Origin of the sequence: Nisaea sp., from assembly GCF_017640745.1 — a bacterium.
In the GTDB taxonomy this organism is placed as follows: domain Bacteria; phylum Pseudomonadota; class Alphaproteobacteria; order Thalassobaculales; family Thalassobaculaceae; genus Nisaea.
This window is the reverse complement of record NZ_JAEPQA010000005.1, coordinates 138392-161017: the sequence shown is the minus strand read 5'-3', so window position 1 is coordinate 161017 and position 22626 is coordinate 138392. Positions and strand designations below refer to the sequence as shown.

Annotated in this window: 22 protein-coding genes; 16 read left to right on the top strand and 6 right to left on the bottom strand. The window is 65.6% G+C overall.

What is annotated here, in order from left to right; all coding sequences use genetic code 11:
• Positions 1-10: 10 nt before the first annotated feature.
• Complete coding sequence (locus JJ959_RS06125; protein ID WP_292880890.1) at positions 11-436, top strand: DUF1810 domain-containing protein; 426 nt, start codon at positions 11-13, stop codon at positions 434-436.
• Here JJ959_RS06125 and JJ959_RS06120 read toward each other — a convergent pair.
• Positions 431-1882 (bottom strand): L-lactate permease, encoded by a 1452-nt coding sequence (locus JJ959_RS06120; protein ID WP_292880888.1) that lies wholly within the window; start codon positions 1880-1882, stop codon positions 431-433. The two genes, JJ959_RS06125 and JJ959_RS06120, sit on opposite strands and share 6 nt — an antisense overlap.
• Positions 1883-1980: 98 nt before the next feature.
• Between JJ959_RS06120 and JJ959_RS06115 the strand changes: the two genes are divergently transcribed.
• Positions 1981-2892: a GyrI-like domain-containing protein gene (locus JJ959_RS06115; protein WP_292880886.1), complete on the top strand. Its 912-nt coding sequence runs from the start codon at positions 1981-1983 to the stop codon at positions 2890-2892.
• Positions 2893-2897: 5 nt separating this feature from the next.
• Positions 2898-3863 (top strand): C45 family autoproteolytic acyltransferase/hydolase, encoded by a 966-nt coding sequence (locus JJ959_RS06110; RefSeq protein WP_292880883.1) that lies wholly within the window; start codon positions 2898-2900, stop codon positions 3861-3863.
• Here JJ959_RS06110 and JJ959_RS06105 read toward each other — a convergent pair.
• Positions 3827-5005 (bottom strand): YbfB/YjiJ family MFS transporter, encoded by a 1179-nt coding sequence (locus tag JJ959_RS06105; RefSeq protein ID WP_292880880.1) that lies wholly within the window; start codon positions 5003-5005, stop codon positions 3827-3829. The genes JJ959_RS06110 and JJ959_RS06105 overlap by 37 nt on opposite strands.
• A gap of 111 nt (positions 5006-5116) precedes the next feature.
• Here JJ959_RS06105 and JJ959_RS06100 point away from each other — a divergent pair, with 111 nt between their 5' ends.
• Positions 5117-5983, top strand: a complete 867-nt coding sequence (locus JJ959_RS06100) for a LysR family transcriptional regulator (protein WP_292880878.1) — start codon at positions 5117-5119, stop codon at positions 5981-5983.
• A gap of 23 nt (positions 5984-6006) precedes the next feature.
• Here JJ959_RS06100 and JJ959_RS06095 read toward each other — a convergent pair whose 3' ends face one another.
• Together JJ959_RS06095 and ggt are read right to left on the bottom strand one after the other, a co-directional pair.
• Positions 6007-6972 carry a Gfo/Idh/MocA family oxidoreductase gene (locus JJ959_RS06095; RefSeq protein ID WP_292880876.1) on the bottom strand — a complete coding sequence of 322 codons (966 nt, stop codon included), beginning with the start codon at positions 6970-6972 and terminating at the stop codon, positions 6007-6009.
• Positions 6973-7001: 29 nt separating this feature from the next.
• Positions 7002-8588 (bottom strand): gamma-glutamyltransferase, encoded by a 1587-nt coding sequence (ggt, locus tag JJ959_RS06090; protein WP_292880874.1) that lies wholly within the window; start codon positions 8586-8588, stop codon positions 7002-7004.
• A gap of 183 nt (positions 8589-8771) precedes the next feature.
• Here ggt and JJ959_RS06085 point away from each other — a divergent pair, with 183 nt between their 5' ends.
• From JJ959_RS06085 to JJ959_RS06070, 4 genes are all read left to right on the top strand, one after another.
• Positions 8772-9656, top strand: coding sequence for a 3-keto-5-aminohexanoate cleavage protein (locus JJ959_RS06085; RefSeq protein ID WP_292880871.1), 885 nt, complete (start codon positions 8772-8774; stop codon positions 9654-9656).
• Positions 9657-9670: 14 nt separating this feature from the next.
• A complete protein-coding gene (locus JJ959_RS06080) occupies positions 9671-10432 on the top strand; it encodes an SDR family oxidoreductase (RefSeq protein ID WP_292880868.1) in 762 nt (253 codons plus the stop codon).
• 26 nt (positions 10433-10458) lie between these two features.
• Positions 10459-11463 (top strand): NAD(P)-dependent alcohol dehydrogenase, encoded by a 1005-nt coding sequence (locus JJ959_RS06075; RefSeq protein WP_292880866.1) that lies wholly within the window; start codon positions 10459-10461, stop codon positions 11461-11463.
• Positions 11464-11550: 87 nt separating this feature from the next.
• Positions 11551-13983, top strand: a complete 2433-nt coding sequence (locus tag JJ959_RS06070) for a patatin-like phospholipase family protein (protein ID WP_292880865.1) — start codon at positions 11551-11553, stop codon at positions 13981-13983.
• A 44-nt stretch (positions 13984-14027) separates the two neighbouring features.
• Here the strand turns inward: JJ959_RS06070 and JJ959_RS06065 are convergent, their stop codons facing one another.
• Complete coding sequence (locus JJ959_RS06065; protein ID WP_292880863.1) at positions 14028-14813, bottom strand: enoyl-CoA hydratase-related protein; 786 nt, start codon at positions 14811-14813, stop codon at positions 14028-14030.
• A gap of 160 nt (positions 14814-14973) precedes the next feature.
• On the opposite strand from JJ959_RS06065, the gene pcaF reads away from it, so the two are divergent.
• The 7 genes from pcaF to JJ959_RS06030 all read left to right on the top strand — a co-directional run bounded on the left by pcaF (position 14974) and on the right by JJ959_RS06030 (position 20779).
• The gene (pcaF, locus tag JJ959_RS06060; protein WP_292880860.1) at positions 14974-16182 is read left to right on the top strand and encodes a 3-oxoadipyl-CoA thiolase; all 1209 of its coding nucleotides are present in this window, start codon (positions 14974-14976) and stop codon (positions 16180-16182) included.
• Between the two features lie 4 nt (positions 16183-16186).
• On the top strand, positions 16187-17695 hold the full coding sequence (locus tag JJ959_RS06055; protein WP_292880856.1) for a 3-hydroxyacyl-CoA dehydrogenase: 1509 nt from the start codon (positions 16187-16189) through the stop codon (positions 17693-17695).
• 19 nt (positions 17696-17714) lie between these two features.
• The gene (locus tag JJ959_RS06050; RefSeq protein ID WP_292880854.1) at positions 17715-18014 is read left to right on the top strand and encodes a hypothetical protein; all 300 of its coding nucleotides are present in this window, start codon (positions 17715-17717) and stop codon (positions 18012-18014) included.
• Between the two features lie 8 nt (positions 18015-18022).
• Positions 18023-18427, top strand: coding sequence for a tautomerase family protein (locus JJ959_RS06045; protein WP_292880851.1), 405 nt, complete (start codon positions 18023-18025; stop codon positions 18425-18427).
• 708 nt (positions 18428-19135) lie between these two features.
• Positions 19136-19624 carry a PAS domain-containing protein gene (locus tag JJ959_RS06040; protein ID WP_292880848.1) on the top strand — a complete coding sequence of 163 codons (489 nt, stop codon included), beginning with the start codon at positions 19136-19138 and terminating at the stop codon, positions 19622-19624.
• A 16-nt stretch (positions 19625-19640) separates the two neighbouring features.
• Positions 19641-20273 carry a LysE family translocator gene (locus JJ959_RS06035; protein ID WP_292880845.1) on the top strand — a complete coding sequence of 211 codons (633 nt, stop codon included), beginning with the start codon at positions 19641-19643 and terminating at the stop codon, positions 20271-20273.
• Between the two features lie 203 nt (positions 20274-20476).
• Positions 20477-20779 (top strand): alkylphosphonate utilization protein, encoded by a 303-nt coding sequence (locus JJ959_RS06030; protein ID WP_292880842.1) that lies wholly within the window; start codon positions 20477-20479, stop codon positions 20777-20779.
• Between the two features lie 114 nt (positions 20780-20893).
• On the opposite strand, the gene JJ959_RS06025 is transcribed toward JJ959_RS06030, so the two are convergent.
• On the bottom strand, positions 20894-21079 hold the full coding sequence (locus tag JJ959_RS06025; RefSeq protein WP_292880840.1) for a helix-turn-helix domain-containing protein: 186 nt from the start codon (positions 21077-21079) through the stop codon (positions 20894-20896).
• A gap of 116 nt (positions 21080-21195) precedes the next feature.
• Between JJ959_RS06025 and nhaA the strand changes: the two genes are divergently transcribed.
• Positions 21196-22410, top strand: coding sequence for a Na+/H+ antiporter NhaA (gene nhaA, locus JJ959_RS06020; RefSeq protein WP_292880837.1), 1215 nt, complete (start codon positions 21196-21198; stop codon positions 22408-22410).
• Positions 22411-22626: the final 216 nt, after the last annotated feature.

The window sequence follows — 22626 nt, the reverse complement described above, 5'->3', positions numbered from 1 at the left end:
GGAGGGCGGCATGACGGACGAGGATCTGAGGAAGTTCGTCGAGGCGCAGGAGCGGGACTACGAGCGCGCTCTCGGCGAGCTGCGCACCGGCCGCAAGACCAGCCACTGGATCTGGTACGTCCTGCCGCAGCTCCGCGAGCTCGGCCGCAGCCAGCGGGCGCTCCATTACGGCATCACGGGGCAGGATCAGGCCCGGCGCTATCTCGCCGACCCGGTGCTCGGGCCGCGTCTCAAGGCCTGTGTGGAGGCGATGCTCACCCACGGCGACAAGAGCGCCAACGAGATCCTTGGATCCCCCGACGACATGAAGTTCCGCTCCTGCCTCACGCTCTTCGAGGCGGCGGCGGATGAGGCGGATGACAGGAGCTTGTTCAGCCGCGCCCTCGATCTCTTCTACGAGGGCGAGCGGGACCGGGTGACGCTCGATCTCCTATAGCAGCGCCAGCACCGGCAGCATCAGCAGCAGTCCGATGAGCCCCACAGTCAGGGCCGGACGCATCAGCCGGTTCTCTTCGCCCGCAAGTCCCGATACTGCCGCGGCGAGCACGATCCGGCCGGGCGAGGCGAGAGTGATATTCGCCCCTGCCGCGTTCTGCGCCGCCGCGACCAGCACCGGGTCGAGCGCGAGACGGTTCGCGACCGTGCTCTGGAAGGCCATGAAGATCGCGTTGGAGCCGGCATTGCTGGCGGTCAGGAACCCGCCAAGTGCGCCGATGCCGGGGACGGCGTAGAGATAGGCGGTCCCGGCGCTGGCCGCGACCGTTTCCGCCAGATCGTCGGTCATGCCCGCATGCAGCATCACATGCCCGAAGCAGATGAAGCCGGCGACGGAGAGGCTCGCCTTCAGCCATTGCCGGAATGCGTTCGGCAACAGGATGCGGACCTCGTTCGCCGGGATGCGGAGACAGAGGATGCCGGCTGCCGCGGCGAGCAGCATCCAGAAGCCCGGATGATGCACCAGCGAGAGCGAGAAATTGTGCGAGGATACCTCGACCAGCAACGTGTTGCTCGTCAGCATCTCGATCTCGGGCACGAGACGGGTCAGGCTGAGCGTCCCCATGAGGACGAAGAGCGGCAGCGCCGCCGCGCCGAGGCCACTACCCTCCGCCCGCGCTCCCGTCCTGAGGCGCGCGAGCATGAGGCCGACCAGCGTGACGCCGAGCCCGGCGATGCAGCCGGCGAGTTCGACGCTGACCCAGGCGCTGCCGGCCCAGAGCAGGGCGGCGAGCAGGGCGCTGTAGCCGACTGCGGCGATCACATGTGCCGGACGAAAAAGGCTCTCCTCTGCGAAATGCAGTGCGGCAAAGGCGCAGAGCAGGATGAAGGGCAGGCAGAGCCATACCGCTTCCATCGCGGTTTCGGAGGCGGAGAGGTCCGAGAGATCGGCGCCGAGCACAGTGCCGATGGCAAGTGCGCCCCACGGTACGGCGCATTGTCCGAGCAGGGCGATCAGTGCCGCGCGTACAGGGCTGTAGCCGAGCGCGATCAGCAGCGGGACGGTGACGATGATGCCGACGCCGAAACCGGTCGCGCTCTCGAAGAACACCGACACGCCGAGCACCAGGACCAGCACGCGCTCCGCCGGATCGGGGATAGCTTCCGCAGCGGCCCGTCCGAGGCGCTCCAGCGCATTGCCGGTTTTCAGCACCCAGTAGAGGGTAACGCCGCCCAGCAGGACATAGGCGACCGTCGCCGTTGTCAGCAGCCCGTCGAAGACGGCGGAGAGGATTCCCGAAAGCGGAAGATGGAAGTGGGAGGTGAGGGAGGCGATCAGGATGGCGGCGGCAAGTCCGAGCCCGCCCGCCCGCATTGCCGACTGGCGTGCGAGCAGGATGGCGAGGGTCGCAAGGATCAGCGGCGCGGCGGCAAGGAGCGTGGACATGTGACCGTCTTGGAAGGAGGAGTGGCGGGACGCCGGGGGCGATCATAACCGCAAGATCCGTCGGGCGGCGAGGGCCAAGCGGTGGCATGCTGTTCGTCATGAGAAAACAGACTCAAGCCTCCTATGTCGAACGGATCGGGCGCGTGCTGAAGCAGGTCGCCGACAATGTCGACGCGCCTCTTCCGCTCGCCGCGCTGGCGGATACGGCCGCCCTGTCGCCGTTCCATTTCCATCGTGTCTATCGCGGCATCGCCGGGGAGACGGTGCAGGAGACGCTGCGCCGGGTGCGCATGATGCGGGCGGGACATGAGCTGCGCTCCGGCGGGAAGAGCGTGACAGAGATCGCCCTCGACGCCGGCTACGAGAGCCCGGAGGGCTTTTCGCGGGCCTTCAGGCAGAGTTTCGATCTGTCGCCGAGCCAGTACCGCAAATCGCGCGCGGCGACGCCGTTCCGGCCAACCAACATCAACATTCATTACCGCCCCGAGACGGGAGAGATCCGCCTGATCGCGGACAGGAAGGAGCATGGCATGCAGGTCGAAATCAAAACGGTCGAGAGTCAGCAGATGATCGCGCTGCGCCATCTCGGGCCGTATCACGAAGTCGGACGGGCGTTCTCGGCTCTGAAGGGCTGGCTCGGCAAACAGGGTCTCGATGACTTTGTTACCGGAAGCTACGGTCTTTCCTACGACGATCCCGGAAGCGTGCCGGCGGCGGAGCTGCGGTACGATGCCTGCGCCACCTTGCGCGACGGCGCGAAACTGCCGCCGGGAGGTCTGCCGGAGGGCATGCGCCTCGATACGCTGCCCGGCGGCCGCTTTGCCTGCGCGCTGCTCGAAGGCTCCTATACGGGCATGCAGGACACGTTCCACCGGCTGTTCGGGCTCTGGCTGCCGGAAAGTGGCGAGGAGTTGGATGGGCGAGCCTGCATGGAATGGTACCTGAACGATCCGGTGGAGGTTCCGGAAGCCGACCTTCGCACCCTGATCTGCATTCCGCTCAAAGGCTGAACGCGATGGAAAAGCTCTTCCGCGCGATCGACGAGCCGGTGCCCGGTGACTTTACGAAACGGGCAATCGAAGAGAGCCGAGGGTTCGTGCGCGGTTGGTACGCCAAGGCGGACCGAATCCCTGCGCCGGAAGACTGCCGGCGGCGCGTCGTGGAGATCATGCCGGAGTTGCTGCCGGTCTTCGATGCGATGGCGGAGTTCGCCGCGGGCGACCCCGCGATGATCGCGGCGTTTGCCGGGATCGATCCGCCGCCGCTGATCCCCGCCGGATGCACCGTGCGAGCCTTCACGCGGCCGGAGCCGACAATGCTCCGGAACTACGATTTCCATCCCGATGCGACCTCCGCCGTCATCCTCCGCACCCGCTGGAGCGGAACCCGGGTGCTCGGCATGGCGGAGGGCGTGAGCGGGCTGCTCGACGGGGTCAACGAGTATGGCGTCGCCGCGGCGCTCACCTTCGGCGGTCGGCATGTCTATGGGCCGGGGTTCGGCATTGTCCAGATCCTGCGCTACCTGCTCGAAGTTTCACGCGGCCTCGGGGACGCCGCAGAGGTGCTGCGTCGCGTGCCTTGCGCCTGGTCGCAAAACGTTCTGGTGCAGGACCGGAGCGGAAAGGCGCTGCGCGCCGAGCTGGCGCCGGATCGCGAGCCGCGGATTGTCGAGGCGGACGCGGTAACCAATCATCAGGCCGAAGTCGTGCCGGGCGAAAGCTCGCGTCGCCGTTTCGAAACCGCCTGCAGCCTGGCGGACGACGCCGGATCGGGGCGGGCCGTGTTCGCCGAGGGTGAACTCTGCCTCGATGATTTCGACGGTTGGCTTGGCACGCTTTACACGGCGGAATATCGCCCGGCCGGCGGGAGCGTGCGCTACCACTGGGGTGCGGACAGCTGGGAACACGCGCTCGACCGGTTCGAGGCTGGCAGCCGCAAGATCGCCTATGGCGTGGGGGCGGTGCCGCGGCTGGCTGCGTAGCTGCGCGCTATCGCGATCGGCAGGGCGGTCAGCAGAAGCAGAACCGCTGCCGCGAGAAGCCCTGCCGAGAAGCTCCCGGTCAGTCCATGCAGAAAACTTGCGGCGGGCGGTCCGGCGATCTGTCCAGTCGCGAAGGCGGCGGTCAGCACCGCGATATGGCGGCTGACATCGCCCGGAGGCGCGATGACATGGGTCTCCTTCATGCCAGCCATGGTCACGACCATGAAGGTACCGCCGACCAGCAGACCGGAGAGGACGATGGTCGCCATGTGCGGGAGCAGGGCGGGGAGGACGAGGCCGAGCGCCATGACCGCCTGCGCCGCCGCCCAGACAGGGCGGTTGCCGTAACGGGCGAAGAGATTGCGCGCCGCGACGGTCGAGAGCGCGGCGGCGAGGCCGAAGACTGGCCAGCTCCAGCCGAAGACGAGGGGATCGGAGACAATTTCGCGGGCCATCAGCGGAAGGTAGGTCGCGGGGATGATGTAGCCGAGACCCATGACGCCGTAAGCGATCACGACGCGCCAGACGAGCGGGGCCTTTTCCACTGCGCCTTCTCCCGCGTTTCGGCGCACCGACGGGACCTCGGGGCCGATGAGGAAGGACAGGAGACCGGCCAGACCGAGCGTACCGCCGCCGAGGGCGAGCCAGGACGCATTGGCGGAGAACCCGGCCACCATGAACCCGAGACAGGCAAGACCGGCGAGGGCAATGCCGCTGCCGACCCCGGCAAAGACCCATCCCTGGCGCCGCGTTTCTCCCGCATCCGCCAGCGCCTTGACCACATGGTTGGAGACCACGATCAGCGTCCAGGCGCTGAACAGCCCGGCGAGCCAGCGGAGTGCGAGCCAGAGCCAGTAGGCATCGGTCAGGCCCATCGCGGCGGTGACGATGCCGGTGGCGAGGAGCGCGAGGCGCAGGGTGTTGCGCGGCGGCAAGGGCAGGGCGGCGGCGGAAAGTGCGCCCATCCAATAGCCGAGGAAGTTCGCCGCCGCGAGCAGGCTGCCGCCGGAAATGTCGAGCGTGCCGTCCTGTTGCATCATCGGAAAGAGCGGCGTGAAGGCGAAGCGCCCGATCCCCATCGCCAGAGCCAGCGCGAGCAGGCCGAGGGCGGCGATCTGGGCCGGTGACCTGTGCTCAGTCATTTCTTGCTCCGAGGGGGCTTGCAATGAGGCCGACCATAATCCGCCTCGTGCTTTTCAGAAAATGAATTATAGTGAAGCAAGATATCTCAAATTGAGAAGAAGAGAGATGCCTTGCACGGACTCGATCTCAGGACGTTGGAGATTTTTCGCGCCGTCGCCCGGGAAGGAAGTGTCTCAGGAGCGGCGAAAAAGCTGAACCGCGTGCAGTCCAATGTCAGCACGCGGATGAAGCAGCTCGAGGAGCAGCTGGACCGGACCCTGTTCGAGCGCCGCAAACGCGGCATCGCGCTGACGCCGGAGGGCGAACTGCTGCTGAGTTACGCCCAGCGCCTGCTCGACCTGTCGGATGAGGCATCCGATGCTCTCAACCAGGATGTGCCGCGCGGTCCGTTCCGGATCGGGGCGATGGAAAGCACCGCCGCTTCCCGGCTGCCGGAGCCCCTGTCGCGCTTTCACGAGACCTGCCCGGAGGTCGCGGTCGACGTGGTGACCGGCACCGCGGGTGCGATCGTCGGAAAGCTGCTCGGGCGGGAGATCGATGTCGGTTTCGTCGCGGAACCGGCCCGGCACGAGGATCTGGTCTCCGAGCCGGTCTTCGAGGAGGCGCTGGTGCTTGTCGCGCCGGAAAGTTTCGGGTCGCTGGACGATCCGGGAAAGCTCAGCGGCCGCACCATGATCGCCTTCGAGCAGGGCTGTGCCTACCGGCGCTATCTGGAGGACTGGCTGCTGGAGTCCGGCATTGCGCCCGGCACGGTGCTGTCTGTCGGCTCCTACCTCGCGATGCTGGCCTGCGTTTCGGCCGGAACCGGCTTCTGTGTCGTGCCGCAGTCTGTGCTGGAGGTGGTCAATTCGAGCGGGCGTTTCGTCCGCAAGCCGCTCGCCGGAAAATTCGCCGCGATCCGGACGCTGATGGTCACGCGCCGGGGGTATCGCTCGGCAAAGCTCGATGCCTTGAAGGAAAAGCTCCCGGCAGCCTGAGCCGCCGGGAGCACGGTGTTCGGTCAGTCGGCGAGAATGCCTTCGACCAGCTTCTGCACAGAGAGGGCGTCGGCTGCCGACGGCATGGTGTGGGCGCTGCCGTCCATCCAGCGGGCGACATTGTCGATCTGTCGCGGGACGGAGACCGCACGCGGGTCTTCCGGCAGTTCCATCGCCAGTTCCCAGGCGCCGCCCGTGGTCTCCTCCAGCACATAGAAGGTGCTGAGCCGGTAGCTCTTCTTGGTGCCGTAGAAGGTACCCTCGATCCGGTCCGGACCGACGCCGCCGACGGCCCCGTTGTAGCTCACCGGCACGCCGCTGCAATCGAGCATGGCGTGGACATGGGTCTCGCAGAGCACCGGATCGGCCTGATAGGTCGGCTTGCTCCAGAGCAGATCGGCGCGGCCCAGGAAACGCTCGGTGATGTAGAGATAGTGGGAGGTCACCTCGCGCGTGTAGCCGCCCTGATCGCGGAAGCGGAGCCAGTCGGCATCCGCCTGCCAGTCGCGCGGCCATTGCGAGAAATGCATCACCAGCTCGGCGCCGACGATCTCGCCCATCTCGCCGTTCTTCATCGCCGCTTCGATGATCTCGACGCCCTCGAGAGAGGCCTGGGAGAAATTGACGACGTTCGGCGTCTTGGTCTCTTCAAGGCGGCGGACCATCGCCTCGCTCTCCGGCACGGAGATGCCGAGCGGCTTCTCGCAATAGACCGGCTTGCCCGCGTCCATCGCGAGGTCGGCATAGTGCTTGTGGAAGGCCGGCGGGCAGGCGATGTAGACCAGCTCGGTCTCCACCGCGGCGATCATCGCCTCGGCGCTGTCCCAGATCTTCACGCCCGGGAACTCGGCCTTCGCGGTTTTCACGGAGTCCGCCGACGGATCCCATGCGCCCATGACCGCGAAACGGTCATGCTGCAGCATGTACTGGATCATCCGGCGGCCCATTATGCCGAGGCCGATGACGACGAGATTGTAGCGCTTGCTCATGTGTCTTCAGGTCTTTCGCTGCGTGTCGATCAGTAGCCGGAGGCGTGGCCGTCCTTGCGCGGGTCGGAGCCCGCCTGAAGGATGCCGGTCTCCGGGTCGCGCCAGACGCACTGGCTGCCGCCGATCGGCTTGTCGACCCGCTCCAGAGTGTGGCCGCGGGCTTCCAGGGTGGCGTAGGTCGCCTCCTCGAAGGTGCACTCGACCTGGAGCACGCCCTCGGTGGTGGCGAAGCTGCGCGGGGCGTCCATCGCCTCCTGTACATCGAGACCGCGGTCGACCACGTTGGAGATGAAGTTGGCCTGGCCGGTGGACTGGTATTGCCCGCCCATGACGCCGAACGGGGCGACAGGGGTGCCGTTCTTGAAAGCGAAGCCCGGAATGATGGTGTGCATCGGGCGTTTGCGCGGCTCGATGCAGTTCGGGTGGCCTTCCTTCACATGGAAGCTGTTGCCGCGGCTATGCAGCATGACGCCGGATTTCGGCGCCATGATCATGCTGCCGAAACCGGAGAACAGCGAGTTGATGAAGGAGATCGCGTTGCCCTGCTCGTCGATGCAGGAGAGGTAGATCGTGTCGCGATGCACCGGAAAGTCGCTGTCCTTGAAGTTCCCGGCCTTCTTCATGTCGACCATGGCGCGCATCTGGGCCGTGTGCTCGTCGCCGAGCATCCATTCGACCGGCACGTTGGAGAATTTCGGGTCGGCGACATAGGCGTTGCGCTGGTTGTAGCCGATCTTTGTGGCTTCCGCGATCAGGTGCACCCGGTCGGCCTCATTGAGGGACGCGACGTCGAAGCCGGCGAGGATGTTCAGGATCATCAGCGCGCAGATGCCCTGGCCGTTCGGCGGGCATTCGTAGATGTCGTAGCCGCGGTAGTTCGTCTTGATCGGCTCGACATATTCCGCGTCGGCCGCGGCGAAATCGTCCATCGTGTGAAGGCCGCCGACGGAATTCAGCTTGGCCACCATGTCTTCGGCGACCTCGCCCGTGTAGAAGGCGTCGCGGCCGCCCGCGGCGATCTTCTTCAGGGTCTCGGCGAGTTCGGGCTGGCGGTGCACGGAGCCGGCCTTCGGCGCCTTGCCGTCGACCAGCATGATCCGCGCGCTGTCCGGATCGGCGGCGAGTTCCGCGGCGTCGCCTTCCCAGTCGAAGGCGACACGGGAATGCACGACGTAACCCTGTTCGGCGTATTCGATGGCCGGGGCCAGGATCTCGGCGAAGCTCTTCGAGCCATGATCGGCGAGCAGCTTCGACCAGGCGGCGATGGCGCCCGGCACGGTCACGGCATGCGGGCTGTGCAGGGGGATCTCGTCCTTGATGCCGAGCTCTTGCAGCTTCGCCAGCGTTGCCGCCTTCGGTGCCTTGCCGGAGCCGTTGAGCGCGATCGGCTTCGAGGCGCCCTTCGGGGCATAGAGCGCGAAACAATCGCCGCCGATGCCGGTCATGGCGGGTTCGACCACGCACATCACGGCGCAGGCCGCGATGGCCGCGTCGACCGCGTTGCCGCCGGATTTCAGGATCGAGAGGCCGGCCGCCGTCGCCAGCGGATGGCTGGTCGCGATCGCGGCGTTGCGCGCAAAAACGGGAGAGCGGCCGGGAAGCTGAAGGTTTCTCATGATCTCATGACTCGTCTGATCGAAGCGCATTCGTGCGCGGGCGGGGGGAAATCCATGCTCGAACCGGCGTGGACACCGGAAAGTGGCCTTCCCTAAGATGCGGCGCCTTTAGAGACAAGCGCCGTGGAACATCTTTCCACAATTCGGAAGGCGCAACCAGATGGCAGCTGACTGGGGAGCGAAATGAGCCAGAAAACCGTTATCACATGTGCCCTGACGGGCAGCGCCGACACCGCCGGCAAGAGCAAGGCCGTGCCGGTCACGCCGAAGCAGATCGCCGATGCTGCGCTCGAGGCGCGCAAGGCGGGGGCCGCTGTCGTCCATATCCATGTCCGCGACCCGGAGACGGGCAAGGCGAGCATGGACCTGGAGCTTTACCGCGAGACCGTCGGGCGGATCCGCGACAGCGGCTCCGACGTCGTGATCAACCTGACGACCGGGCCGGGCGGCAGCTTCATTCCGGGCGATGTCGAGCCGATTGCGTTCGACAAGGGTACCAACATGAAGACGCCGGAAGTCCGGATGCAGCATATCGCCGATCTGCTGCCGGACATCTGTACGCTCGACGTCGCAACGCTGAATTTCGGCGAGCGCGCCATGGTCAACGTGCCGAAGCATCTGCGCGCCATGGCCGACCGGGCGAAGGAGCTCGGCGTCAAACCGGAACTGGAAGTGTTCGACAGCGGCCATGTCCTGCTGGCGAAGCAGCTGATCAAGGAAGGCCATCTCGAATCCCCGGCGCTTTTCCAGCTCTGCCTCGGCATTCCGTGGGGCGCGCCGGCAACGCCGGAAGGCATGGCCTTCATGAAGAGCCTGCTGCCCGAGGACGCGATCTGGTCCGGTTTCGGCATCTCGCGCACCGAATTCCCGATGGTGGCGCAGGCGGCCATGCTTGGCGGCCACACCCGCGTCGGACTTGAGGACAATCTCTACATTGCCCGCGGCGAGCTCGCGAAGAACAACGGTCAACTCGTGGAGCGTGCGGTGCAGATCATCGAGAGCATCGGCGGCGAAGTCGCGGATCCGAGCGAGGCGCGTGCCGCCTTCAAGCTCGGCGCCAACGCCTGATCGGGGGGCGGGACATGCTGAAGGCCGATCTGAGCGGCAAGAAGGCGCTGGTCACCGGCGGCGCGTCCGGCATCGGGCGCGCGACGGCGAAGCTGCTGGCGGAATGCGGCGCCGAGGTCGCTGTGAACCATCTGCCGGACGACGTGCGCGGCGAGGAGACGGTGGCGGCCTTCCGCCAGGCCGGCCTCTCCGCCCAGGCTATCGCCGGCAACGTCGCCGACCCGAAGGACGCCGACCGCATGGTGGCGGACGCCATCGACGCGCTCGGCGGGCTCGACATCCTGATCAACAATGCGGGCACACCGGTTTCCATCGAGCCCATCCCGTTCGAGGATCTGGAGGCGATGACCGAGGAATTCTGGTCGCAGATCCTGCAGACCAACCTGATGGGCCCGTTCCGCTGCGCCCGCGCCGCGCGGCCGGCGTTGAAGGAAAGCCGGGGCTGCATCGTCAACACCGCTTCGATCGCGGCCTTCGGCGGGATCGGCAGCTCGATCGCCTATGCCGCCTCCAAGGGCGCGCTGATGAACCTGACCAAGAACCTCGCCAAGGCGATGGCGCCGGAGGTCCGGGTCAACGCGGTGGCGCCGGGCCTTGTCCGGACGCCCTGGACCGATGTCTGGCCGCAGTCGCGGAAGGACACGTCGGTTGCCAATTCCCTGCTGAAGCGCATGGTGGAGCCGGAAGACATCGCCGAGACCATGCTGTTCTTCTGCGCCAACGGTGCCGTGACCGGGCAGACCCTGCTGATCGATTGCGGCCGCTTCGGCGCCTGACAAGACACTCACCGGGAGATTTTCCGATGAAAGCCTACGAGATCGTTTCCGACGGCGGCGTCGACGCGCTGGCGCTGAACGAGCGGCCGGACCCGAAGCCGGGGCCGGGCGAGGTGCTGGTGCGGGTGCGCGCCTCCTCGATCAACTACCGCGACCTCTCGACCGTCGAGGACCCGGTGCCGCGGGGCATTCCCTATCCGCGCATCCCGAATTCCGACGGAGCGGGCGACGTGGTCGAAACCGGTGCCGGCGTCACCCGCTGGAAGGCGGGCGACAAGGTCTGCGGCTGCTTCTTCCAGGGCTGGCAGGACGGCGACATCACGCCGGAGATCATGGGGCGCGCGCTCGGTGGGACCGTCGACGGCATGCTGGCGGAGTATGTCGTGCTGCGCGAGGACGGGCTCGTCGCCATGCCGGCGCATCTCTCCTACGAGGAGGCGGCGACGCTGCCCTGCGCCGCGCTGACCGCCTGGGTCAGCCTGGTGGAGAAGGGCAACGTGAAGGCGGGCGAGACGGTATTGCTGCTCGGTACCGGCGGCGTCTCGGTCTTCGCGCTGCAGTTCTGCAAGCTGATGGGCGTGCGCGCGATCTGCACCTCCTCCAGCGACGAGAAGATCGCGCGTCTGAAGGCGATGGGTGCGGACGAGGTGATCAATTACCGCACGCATCCCGAGTGGCAGGAGAAGGTTCTGGAACTGACCGGCGGACGCGGCGTCGACCATACGGTCGAGGTCGGCGGTGCGGGAACGCTGGAGCGCTCCATCGCCTCGACCCGGATCGCGGGCAGCATCGGGCTGATCGGCGTGCTGACGGGCGGCACGGTCAATCCGGTGATGATCATGCGCAAGTCCATCCGGCTGCAGGGTATCTATGTCGGCTCCCGGCGGGTCTTCGAAGACATGAACGCGGCGATCTCGCAGCATGGCTTGAAACCGGTGATCAGCGAGACCTTCGATTTCGCGGACGCGCGTCAGGCTTTCCATGCCATGCGGGCGGCCGGACATTTCGGCAAGCTGGTGGTGCGCCTTTAGGGTGAAAAATACATCGGTCGATCTGCAATTTTAAATTGCATATCTATTTACTCTTCTCCATCCTTGCGAAAGGCATGGAGAAGAGTGATGACGGAAGACGCCACCTTCAGGCCGATCGGATCGCGCACCAAGGACGAGATCCGCGGCGAGAATTTCTGCGAGAGCGAAATCTACAAGCTTGAACGCGCCCGGCTTTCGGCCCGGCGCGGCAGGTTCGGCGGCGGCGATGCCGAGCGGTTCACCGGGCTCGCCATCTCCGGTGGCGGCATCCGCTCCGCCACCTTCGCGCTCGGGTTGCTGCAATCGCTGGCACGCCACGATCTGCTGAAGGGCTTCGACTATCTCTCGACGGTCTCGGGCGGCGGCTATATCGGCTCCTGCCTCAGCTGGCTGCTCGGCAAGAACTACGAGAAGCACCGCGCCGAGGCCGACTCCGGCCGCGGCCCGTACGGCCTCGGCCCCGCCGATTTTCCCTTCGGCACCGCACCGCCGAAGGACCGGGCGAACCCGGCGCACTGGGAAGGCATGCTGCGCTACCTGCGCGAACATGCGGAATATCTCGCGCCGAACCCGGATATCTCTCTCCTCTCCGGGGTTGCCGTTGTGGTGCGGGGCATCCTGCTGAACTTGCTGGTCTGGGTGCCGGTCTTCATGGCGCTCTTCCTGATCCTGATGCTCGGCTTCCGGGCACCCTGGTGGCCGGACCTTCAGGCGATGGTCCTGGATCCCGCCGCGATTGAATCAAACCTCCCGGAAGCGGCGGCGTCGCTGCTCCGGCCAGGGTTCCTCAATCTGCACGAGATCGTCCTGATCGGCGGACTTCTGGGGCTCGCGTTCTTCGCTCTGGTCTCGCTGATCTATTCCGTCGGTACCTTCTTCATCACGCGGCGAAAGGATGCTGCCTGGTCCTATGCCCAGCGCCGGCTCTTCGAGGTTTCCGGCAAGTGGATCCTGCCGTTCAGCGTGCTGGCAGTCGCGGTCGGCGTGCTTCCCTACATCGCCGTTCTGCTGCATGGCACCCTCGGAAGTTTTGGCAGCTCCGGTGCGGGGGCGATGTTTGCCGGTATGGCCAGCGCGCTGGTCTCGGCAAAGAAATCCCAGCATCCACTGATAAAAAGCGCGGTTCTCCCCGGGCTTGCGCTGCTCGTGCTCGGCGGCTTTCTGGTGCTGACCTGCACGCTCGGGCTGATCGTGCGGGAACATGGAGGCGTCATCGCCGTTTCCGATTCCGACGGACACTGGATCGCCCAGCTCGGGATCGGCAATGCCGTTTTCCTTGTCTTCCTCGCGGTTGCCTTGCTCAGCGGCTATCTGGTCAATGCGAACTACATCTCGCTGCACCGCTTCTACCGCGACCGGCTGATGGAAGCCTTCATGCCGATGCCGCAGTCGATTTCCGGCAACCGGGTCGACAAGGCGACCGGCGCGAATATCGAGGAACTGCGCGACATTTCCGATCCGGACACCGGTGCGCCGTACCATCTGGTCAATACAAATCTGATCCTGACGGAGTCCAAGAACAGCCTCTACCGGCGGCGCGGCGGGGACAATTTCGTCATGTCGCGGATCTATTGCGGCGGCGATGCCGGGGGCTACCAGCCGACCGTCAAGTTCTCCGGCGGCGACATGACGCTGGCGACCGCGATGACGATTTCGGGCGCAGCGGCGAACCCGAATTCCGGCTGGGCGGGCACAGGCGCGACGCGGAGGCGCTCGGTCTCCTGGCTGATGAGCCTGCTGAATATCCGGCTCGGCTATTTCGTGCGCAACAGGAACGCGCCGAAATTCCTCTGGTACAGCGGCAAGCCGAGCCATTTCGACGTCATGGCCTCGTCGATCGGCCTGTCGCCGCTGTCGGAAAAGGGGAAATGGTTCCAGCTCAGCGACGGGGGGCATTTCGAAAATCTGGCGATCTACGAACTGATCCGCCGGCGCTGCCGACTCATCGTCGTGTCGGATGCCGGGGCGGATCCGGATTTCCAGTTCGGCGATCTGCAGAACACGGTCCGCCGGGTCAGCCAGGATTTCGGCGTGAATGTCGAATTCGGACAGCCGTTCTACGACCGGGACGAATATGTGAAGGCCTTCGAGAAGGCGGATGGGGCGGGCAAGCCCGTCGCGCTCGGCGAGAGCCAGGTCTACGACCATTGGCGCAACCGCGTCTCCAGCCTCGTGCCGCGCCGGGAGACCGGTTTTCCGGTCAACGGGACCGCCGCGGACCATGGATACATCATCGGCCGGATCAAATATCCCGCGCGGGGGACGGAGACGCCGGAGGAGGAGGGCGTGATCGTCTATATCAAGGCGGTGATGCTGGACGGGCTCAGCCTCGAGACGCGTGGCTACAAGACCGACCATCCGGCCTTTCCGCACGAGCCGACCTCGGACCAGTTCTTCGACCCGGCGCAGTTCGAGGCCTATCGGGAACTGGGCAATGCGATCGGAGAGGATATGATCAGGGGCGCGCGCCTGAGGACATTGCTATCGCGCGCCTGGGGAGCGGCGGACGGCGGTGCGTAGCCTCCCGCCGCCGCCATCTTCCGCTCCCTTTGAGGGAAGGCGTCCTATTCGCCCTTGAACTCCGGCCGGCGCTTCTCGATGAAGGCATGCATGCCCTCGCTCTGGTCGGCGGTGGCAAAGAGGCCCTGGAACATCGCCCGCTCAAGCGCCATGCCGGTCTCCAGCGAGGCGTCCTGACCCTTGATGATCGCCGACTTGATCTGCTGCACGGCGATCGGCGGCATGCGGGTGATGTCCTTCGCCATCTTGTAGGCGGTCTCGAAGACCTCCGCGTCCGGCACCACCTGGCTGGCGAGCCCGATGGCGAAGGCCTCCTTGCCGTCGATCGGCCGGCCGGTGAGGCAGAGCCGCATCGCCTGGAACTTGCCGACCGCGCGGGTCAGGCGCTGGGTGCCGCCGGCGCCCGGCATGATGCCGACGCGGACTTCCGGCTGGCCGACCTGCGCCGTCTCGCCGATCACGATGATGTCGGCATGCATGGCGAGCTCCAGCCCGCCGCCGAGGGCATAGCCGTTGATCGCCGCGATCACAGGTTTCGGATAGTCGGCGATCGCCTGCCAGAGGCGTTCGGTGCGCCGGTGGAACATCTCGACAGTGGTGCGGTCCGCCATGTCCTTCAGGTCCGCGCCGGCGGCAAACGCCTTCTCGTCGCCGGCCAGCACCACCGCCAGCACCTCGTCGTCCTCGGTCAGCTCCCGGAAGATGCGGGCCAGCTCCTGCCGCACTTCCAGGTTCAGCGCGTTCAGCGCGTCCGGACGGTTGATGCGGACGATGGCGATGCGGTCGTTCTCTTCGCGCTCGCGCGGATGATCGAGGATGACGACGGACACTGTTTGCTCCCTTGGCTTGGCACCGTCCGGAGGTGAGGGCGCGGACGGCAAGATTATGCTTCCCGAGTGGAAATTGACCGGGATATTAGGCTGTGCATACTGCACGCGACAATAAGCTGCGAAATTCAGTTTCGCAAAAAACTCATTGGGAGCCGCCGACATGACCGAAGCCTTCATCTGCGATGCGATCCGCACCCCCATTGGCCGCTATGGCGGCGCGCTCTCCGCGGTCCGCGCGGACGATCTGGCGGCGCATCCGATCAAGAGCCTGATGGCGCGCAACGGCTCGGTCGACTGGAACGATCTCGACGACGTCTATTACGGCTGCGTCAACCAGGCCGGCGAGGACAACCGCAATGTCGCCCGCATGGCCCTGCTGCTGGCCGGCCTGTCACCGGAAGTGCCGGGCGCGACGGTCAACCGGCTCTGCGCCTCGGGCATGGAGGCGGTGAATGCCGCGGCCCGCGCGATCCGCTCCGGCGAGGGCGATTTCTTCATCGCCGGCGGCGTCGAGAGCATGTCCCGCGCGCCCTTCGTCATGGGCAAGGCGACCAGCGCCTTCGACCGCAATGCCGAGATCTACGATACCACCATCGGCTGGCGCTTCATCAATCCGCAGATGCAGAAGCAGTACGGCACCGATTCCATGCCGGAGACGGCGGAGAACGTCGCCGAGCAGTTCCAGATCAGCCGCGAGGACCAGGACGCCTTCGCGCTGCGCTCCCAGCAGCGCGCCGGCAAGGCGCTGGCGAACGGCCGTCTTGCGCGCGAGATCGCCGCGGTCGAGATCCAGGGCCGCAAGGGCGCCGTCACCGTGGTCGACACGGACGAGCATCCGCGCCCGGACACGACCGCCGAGGCGCTCGCCAAGCTCGGCACCCCGTTCCGCAAGGAAGGCGGTTCCGTCACGGCGGGCAATGCCAGCGGCGTCAATGACGGCGCGGCGGCGATGATCGTCTGCTCCGAGGAAGCCGCCAGGCGTCATGGCCTGACCCCGCGCGCCCGCATCGTCACCGGTGCCGCCGCCGGCGTCGAGCCGCGGATCATGGGCGTCGGCCCGATCCCGGCCAGCCGCAAGGTGCTGGAGCGCGCCGGTCTCAAGGTCGGCGACCTTTCCGTGATGGAACTGAACGAGGCCTTCGCGGCCCAGGTGCTCGCCTCGCTGCGCGATCTCGGCATCGACGACGACGACGAGCGGGTGAACCCGAACGGCGGCGCCATCGCGCTCGGCCATCCGCTCGGCGCCAGCGGCGCGCGCCTGATCATGACCGCGACCGAGGAGCTGCAGGACAAGGGCGGCAAATACGCGCTCTGCACCATGTGCATCGGCGTCGGCCAGGGCATGGCGACCATCATTGAAAAGGTCTGATGCGATGACATTCGATGCGGGAAAAGCCGGTCTCACCGTCGGTGTGATCGGTGCGGGAGCCATGGGGCAGGGGATCGTGCAGGTCTCCCTCCAGGGCGAGATGAACGTCGTGCTGTTCGACGCCAAGGAGGGCGCCGCCGCGGCCGGCAAGGCGCAGGTGATCTCGCGCCTCGAGCGTCTGGTCGAGAAAGGCAAGCTGACGGCCGACGCTGTCGCCGCGATGGCGGAGCGGGTCACCGTCGCCTCCAGCCTCGCCGACTTCAGGGATTGCCAGTGCGTGGTCGAGGCGATCTTCGAGAATCTCGAGGTGAAGCAGAAGGTCTTCGCCGAGCTCGAGGAACATGTCGCCGAAGACTGCCTGCTGACCTCCAACACCTCCTCGCTGCCGATCGGCTCCATCGCGCGGGTCTGCAAGCGCCCGGAGCGGGTCGCAGGCTTCCATTTCTTCAATCCCGTGCCGCTGATGCGCCTCGTCGAGGTGATCCGCGGACCGGGCACCGAGGAATGGGTGATGGACGGGCTCTGCGCCCTCGGCGAGCGCATGGGCCGTACGCCCGTGAAGGTGAAGGACGCACCGGGCTTCCTGGTGAATTTCGGCGGCCGCGCTTTCACCACCGAGGGCCTCGCCGTGGTGCACGAGGGCGTCGCGACGCCGGCCCAGGTCGATGCGGTGATGCGCGATTGCGGGCATTTCCGCATGGGCCCGTTCCAGCTCATGGACCTGACCGGGATCGACGTGAACTACCCGGTCTCGATGATCGTTCACGAGCAGTACAGCTACGATCCGCGCCTGCGCACCGTGCCGCTGCACAAGGCGCTCTACGACGCGGGCCGCTTCGGGCGGAAGACCGGCATCGGCCATTTCCGCTATGACGAAAAGGGGCAGGAGATCGATCCGCCGAGCCCGGATCACGAGACCTCGGCCGCCGCGGCGGTGCAGATCCATGGCGCCGCGCACGCGCCGGAACTGGACGACCTGCTGGCGGGCGTCGCGCTCGACGAGACCGACGACGGCTCCTCGCCGATCGTCGCCGCGCTCTTCGGCGAGGATTGCGCCACCTTCGCCAGCCGCATGGGCATCGACCACACCCGTCTCGTCGCCATCGACGTGACCGGCGATACCTCCAAAAGGGTGACGATCATGTCCGCGCCGGGGGCGTCGGAAGACGCGCTCAACGCGGTCTCGGCGGCGCTGCAGAAGAACGGGCGCAAGGTGACGGCGATCAAGGACAGCGCCGGCTTCATCGCCCAGCGCATCCGCGGCATGGTCGGCAATCTCGGCTGCGAGATGGCGCAGATCGGCATCGCCGATCCGGACAGCATCGACCTCGCCATGAAGCTCGGCCTGAACTATCCGCTCGGCCCGCTGGAGATCGTCGCCGATCTCGGCGTCGAGCGCGCCTTCGCCATCATGGCGGCGATGCATGCCGTCAGCGGCGACGACCGTTACCGGCCTAGCCTCTGGCTCCGCCGTCGGGCACAATTGGGCCTCGATATCAAAACGCCCAACTGAGTGACGTGAGGGAAATGCAATGAGCGGCGAGAACGGATCCGGGACCCCCGGGACTGGGAGGGAAGAACGCAAACCCTTCATCCTGGAGAAGCCGCTCTGGCGCGGCGTCTTCAACGGCGTCGTGCTCTGCATCCTGATGCTCGGCGCCCAGGCGCAGGGCTGGCTTGGCCCGAGCACCGAGGTGACCGGCGAGGACGTCTACCGCGCCGTGGTCTATGGCCTCGTGTTCGGTGCGGTCATGTATGTCTATTCGCTCTGGCGCCAGAAGCGGCAGGAGAAGGCGCAGGCCGCCGCGTCCGAGACCCGCGACGACGGCTGAGCCCTCCCATGGCTCATTACAAGATCTACGGTGAGCGCGCCCATCTCGCGCGCCACCGGTCGCGCCTGTCCGACATCCTGCACGGCTGCTCGACCGAATTCCTGAAACTGCCCGAGGAGAAGCGCTTCCACCGCTTCATCCCGCTCGAACCGGAGGATTTCATCCGCCCGGCCGACCGGACGTCCGCCTATACGGTGATCGAGATCTCCATGTTCGAGGGCCGGGCGCCGGAGACGAAGAGGGCGCTGCTGCACGCGATCATGGAGCGGGTCCCGGCGGGGCTCGGCATCCCGGTCGAGGATGTGGAGATCACGATCTTCGAAACGCCGAGGACGAACTGGGGGATCCGGGGGAAGACGGGGGACGAGCTGGTGTTGGGGTATCGGGTTGGGAGTAACATTCAGCAGCAGTGATCTGCGCAACTCCTTTTTTTTATAAGCTGTCATTCATTCGGTCTTACGAACACATCTGTATAGTCGAGCTGGATTCTTTGCCGTCATCGCTTCAAGCACTTCCTTACACGCATAAGCATTATCCGCATATCCAAAGACCAAGAGAGCGTCGTTCCACTCACCAAACACATTCCTCAATTGCAAAATGTAGTAAGGCTTTGACGACGCGCTTTGATTGGATGGAATAGAGACAAATATGCAAACGAATAAAACAAGTTCGATTAGTAGTAAGCCTATTCGATAGGACCGGCGGATACGTAGGGTTGTCATTCGTTCGCGCCTTGAGATTTTATTTGTTTAGATTAATTCAACATACAGCCAAGTCCACAACAACAATTCGTCATCCCGGACCCCGATCCGGGATGACGGTATTTACGTGGCGATTTTGAGCGGCGAGATTAAATGGACACACGACTCGTTTGAAATTGGCGGGACACCCGAAGTTAGCGGGAAATCCTGCTCATCTCTCCCTCGCCCCCCATCTCTCGCGCACAGGCGCCGCCACCCGACCCAATTCGCCCCTTTGCCGCCGGCCCGGAACTCGGATATCCTGACTATCCTTTTGATGTTGCGTGGTTCTGGTCGACATATCGTTGCAGGAATGTTCGGGACATAGCGGATCGCCCTCCGTCGCCTTGAGGTCTCGCGTGGATGCGGGGAGGCGCCCGAATGTCTGAGACCGACATCGTTACCGAAGAGGCCATCACCAGCCCGCTCGTGCGCTCCTTCCACCGCTTCTGGCAGGAGTGCCGCCATGGCGCGGAAATCCCGGACCGCGCGCATTTCACGCCGGAGAGCCTGCTGCCCTGGATCGGTCATGTGCAGATTGTCGAGGTCGTCGACGGCGGACGCGATTTCTTTCACCGCATCGTCGGCACCGAGATCGTCAGCGTGATCGGGCGTGACCTCAGCCGCAAATACGTCTCGGAGTCCGAGTACAAGATCGGCGCCGAGGCCATGCTCGGACGGTACCGCGAGACCATCGGCCGCGCCGTCCCGACCTTCCGCAAGGGCTCGACGATCTGGTCGCTGAACAATTCCTGGATCGCCTTCGAATCCGTCTCGACGCCGGTCTGCTGCGGTAGCGGCGAGGTCGACCAGCTGATTACCGTCATCGACTATCCCGGACTGCCTTCCGCGCGGGACCGCAAGATCTGAAACGGAGCACGGCGTCATGACTCTCCTCGGCACCGCCACACTTTTCCTCGTTCTGGCCGCGATGGCGGCGCTGCCGAGTTCCAGCGTCGCGCTCGTCGTCGCGCGGTCGGCGATGTCCGGCGTGCGGCACGGGCTCGCGGTGGCGCTCGGGATCGTGACCGGGGACCTGGTGTTCATCGCGCTCGCGGTGCTCGGCATGGCGGCGCTGGCGGCGGAGCTCGGGGCGCTGTTCGCGCTGATCCGCTACGCGGCGGCGGCCTATCTCGTCTGGTTCGGGATCTCGCTGATCCGTTCCCAGTTGCGGCCCGTGGCCGGGGAGGGCGCCGCGGTGAAACCGAAGGGCGCGCGTGGCGGGCTTGCGGGGAGCTTCATGGCCGGGCTGCTGCTGACCATGGGGGACGTGAAGGCGATCCTCTTCTATGCGAGCCTGCTGCCGACCTTCCTCGATCTGACCGCCCTTTCCGGAGCGGATATCGCGCTGCTCTCGTTCATCGCCGTGGTCTCGGTCGGGGGCGTCAAGGTGGTCTATGTCTTCGCCGCCGAACGCCTCGCGTCACGGGCGAGCGGGTTCGCCTGGCTCCGGCAGGCGAAGATGCTGGCCGGCGGGGCGTTCGTCGCGCTCGGCGGGGTGCTGGCGCTGAAGGGGTAGCGCCGCCCTAGCTTTCCGAAGTCGTCATCCCGACGGAGGTCGGGACCCAGGGATGACGGGCACGGCTCTACGATCCCCTGGGTCCCGGCCTGCGCCGGGATGACGGCCGTTGTGCGTGCTGAGGGGTGCGACCCCATGGCCGTTGTGCGGGCGGGCGAGGGGCGTATAAGGACCGCACGATCCCGTGCAGGAAAGAGACCCCCATGTCCGATCAGGATGACGAATACGTCTACGACGAAGCGACCGGCGAATGGCGGCCGGCCTCTGAGCTCGCGGCCGAGCGGGCGGCGGCGAACGCGGTCCTGGACGCGGCCGGCAACACGCTCGCCGACGGGGACTCGGTCACGCTGATCAAGGACCTGAAGGTGAAAGGCGCGGGGCAGACCCTGAAGCAGGGCACCGTCATCAAGTCGATCCGGCTGACGGACAATCCGGAAGAGATCGACTGCCGGCACGAGAGCATCAAGGGCCTCGTGCTCCGCACGGAGTTCGTGCGCAAGCGGTGAGAACTAGTCACATGCCGTCACCCCGGCGGAGGCCGGGGCCCAGCGATGCAGAGTGCGGTTCCATGATCCCCTGGGTCCCGGCCTGCGCCGGGATGACGGTGGGGGCTTCTGGACTCAGGCCTCAGGCTTGTTGGCGTGGGCGTTCAGGTAGCTTTCCAGATCCTTTTCCGACACTCGCCAGTCGCGCCCCATCTTGATCGCACGCAAATCGCCGTCGCGAATCCAGTGGCGGACCGTGCTTTCCTTCATTTTCAACAGGTCGGCGACCTCGTGGATCGTCAGAAGCGGTTTGCTCAGCATCGCGGTGCCTGATTTTTGCGTCGTCGTTTATATCATTTTATATCTGTTTGTTGAATTTCAAATCCATTCCCCTACATAAACGTCAGTTTGTCGCATTTCTGACGTCAGGATTTCCCATGTCGGCTTCCGCACCCGCTGCTTCGCGCTCCGTTTTCGCCCTGCTGCGCCACGAGGCGGCGCCGGGCGTCCTGCTGTTCCTCGCCGCGATCCTCGCGCTGATCCTCGACAATTCCTCGCTGTCCTGGGCCTATGACGGGCTGCTTGAGACCCCGGTGACCTTCGCGGTCGGCCAGATCATCATCGACAAGCCGCTGCTGCTCTGGATCAACGACGGCCTGATGGCGATCTTCTTCTTCTACGTCGCGCTCGAGATCAAACGGGAGCTGGTGGAAGGCCATCTTTCCGATCCGCGCGAGGCCGCATTGCCGACTTTTGCGGCGGTCGGCGGCATGGCGATGCCCGCCGTGATCTTTCTCTTCTTCACCTGGGGCATGGCGGTGGAAATGCAGGGCTGGGCGATCCCGGCGGCGACCGACATTGCCTTCGCGCTCGGGGTTCTGGCGCTTCTCGGCAATCGCGTGCCGCCGGCTCTCAAGGTCTTCCTGCTGTCCCTCGCGATCATCGACGACCTCGGGGCGATCGTGATCATCGCTCTGTTTTACACGGCGGAACTCTCGCAGACCGCGCTGCTGTCCGGGCTGGTGGGCGCGGTGGTGCTGGTCGCCATGAACCGGCTCGGCGTCACGCGCGTTGCGCCCTACGTACTGGTCGGGGCGGTCATGTGGGTCGCGGTGCTGAAGTCCGGCGTGCATGCGACGCTGGCCGGCGTGGTGATCGGCCTGACGATCCCGCTCCGCACCCGCGAGGACGAGGAGCCGCCGCTGATCCGTCTCGAGCATGGCCTGAAGCCCTGGGTCGGTTTCATGATCATGCCGCTCTTCGCCTTCGCGAATGCCGGCATTCCGCTGACCGGCCTCTCGATCGCCGACCTGTTCCAGCCGCTGCCGCTGGGTATCGCGCTGGGTCTTTTCCTCGGCAAGCAGATCGGCGTCTTCGGCTTTACCTTTGCGATGATCAAGTCCGGCTTCACCTCGCTGCCGAAAGATACGAACTTCGCGCAGATCTATGGCGTCTCGCTGCTGGCCGGTATCGGTTTCACCATGAGCCTCTTTATCGGCACGCTCGCCTTCAGCGATCCGGAGCATGCGCGCGCCGTGCGGCTCGGCGTGATGAGCGGCTCCATCCTTTCCGGCGTGATCGGCTACACGGTCCTGCGCTGGGCGATCCGAAGTGCCGAGCAGCCGGCAACCGAGGCCTCTGCGAGAGCCTGAACGAATATCCTCCCTCTTGCCCCGGCCCGATGACGGCCGGGGTTTTTTTCTGAGTGAAGATTCACGGATGGCGGCGGCACCAGTCCCCGCGCTGTCAAAGCCCGGGGATCGTCGGCGGTCCCGTTCCGCATCCTCGAATGTCTTGCGGCGCCGGTTACCCAAGAGACTCTTTCCGCACTCCTCTCTGGTGCGGAAAGCTGGTGCCGCGTAGTCTCC

What these genes read in the sequence shown, in the direction of transcription:
- JJ959_RS06030 (WP_292880842.1), top strand. Translation starts at nt 20,477, where the DNA reads ATGTCCGATCAGGATGACGAATACGTCTACGACGAAGCGACCGGCGAA.
- pcaF (WP_292880860.1), top strand. Translation starts at nt 14,974, where the DNA reads ATGACCGAAGCCTTCATCTGCGATGCGATCCGCACCCCCATTGGCCGC.
- nhaA (WP_292880837.1), top strand. Translation starts at nt 21,196, where the DNA reads ATGTCGGCTTCCGCACCCGCTGCTTCGCGCTCCGTTTTCGCCCTGCTG.
- JJ959_RS06055 (WP_292880856.1), top strand. Translation starts at nt 16,187, where the DNA reads ATGACATTCGATGCGGGAAAAGCCGGTCTCACCGTCGGTGTGATCGGT.
- JJ959_RS06070 (WP_292880865.1), top strand. Translation starts at nt 11,551, where the DNA reads ATGACGGAAGACGCCACCTTCAGGCCGATCGGATCGCGCACCAAGGAC.
- JJ959_RS06085 (WP_292880871.1), top strand. Translation starts at nt 8,772, where the DNA reads ATGAGCCAGAAAACCGTTATCACATGTGCCCTGACGGGCAGCGCCGAC.
- JJ959_RS06110 (WP_292880883.1), top strand. Translation starts at nt 2,898, where the DNA reads ATGGAAAAGCTCTTCCGCGCGATCGACGAGCCGGTGCCCGGTGACTTT.
- JJ959_RS06115 (WP_292880886.1), top strand. Translation starts at nt 1,981, where the DNA reads ATGAGAAAACAGACTCAAGCCTCCTATGTCGAACGGATCGGGCGCGTG.
- JJ959_RS06075 (WP_292880866.1), top strand. Translation starts at nt 10,459, where the DNA reads ATGAAAGCCTACGAGATCGTTTCCGACGGCGGCGTCGACGCGCTGGCG.
- JJ959_RS06050 (WP_292880854.1), top strand. Translation starts at nt 17,715, where the DNA reads ATGAGCGGCGAGAACGGATCCGGGACCCCCGGGACTGGGAGGGAAGAA.
- JJ959_RS06125 (WP_292880890.1), top strand. Translation starts at nt 11, where the DNA reads ATGACGGACGAGGATCTGAGGAAGTTCGTCGAGGCGCAGGAGCGGGAC.
- ggt (WP_292880874.1), bottom strand. Translation starts at nt 8,588, where the DNA reads ATGAGAAACCTTCAGCTTCCCGGCCGCTCTCCCGTTTTTGCGCGCAAC.
- JJ959_RS06080 (WP_292880868.1), top strand. Translation starts at nt 9,671, where the DNA reads ATGCTGAAGGCCGATCTGAGCGGCAAGAAGGCGCTGGTCACCGGCGGC.
- JJ959_RS06045 (WP_292880851.1), top strand. Translation starts at nt 18,023, where the DNA reads ATGGCTCATTACAAGATCTACGGTGAGCGCGCCCATCTCGCGCGCCAC.
- JJ959_RS06120 (WP_292880888.1), bottom strand. Translation starts at nt 1,882, where the DNA reads ATGTCCACGCTCCTTGCCGCCGCGCCGCTGATCCTTGCGACCCTCGCC.
- JJ959_RS06095 (WP_292880876.1), bottom strand. Translation starts at nt 6,972, where the DNA reads ATGAGCAAGCGCTACAATCTCGTCGTCATCGGCCTCGGCATAATGGGC.
- JJ959_RS06105 (WP_292880880.1), bottom strand. Translation starts at nt 5,005, where the DNA reads ATGACTGAGCACAGGTCACCGGCCCAGATCGCCGCCCTCGGCCTGCTC.
- JJ959_RS06035 (WP_292880845.1), top strand. Translation starts at nt 19,641, where the DNA reads ATGACTCTCCTCGGCACCGCCACACTTTTCCTCGTTCTGGCCGCGATG.
- JJ959_RS06040 (WP_292880848.1), top strand. Translation starts at nt 19,136, where the DNA reads ATGTCTGAGACCGACATCGTTACCGAAGAGGCCATCACCAGCCCGCTC.
- JJ959_RS06025 (WP_292880840.1), bottom strand. Translation starts at nt 21,079, where the DNA reads ATGCTGAGCAAACCGCTTCTGACGATCCACGAGGTCGCCGACCTGTTG.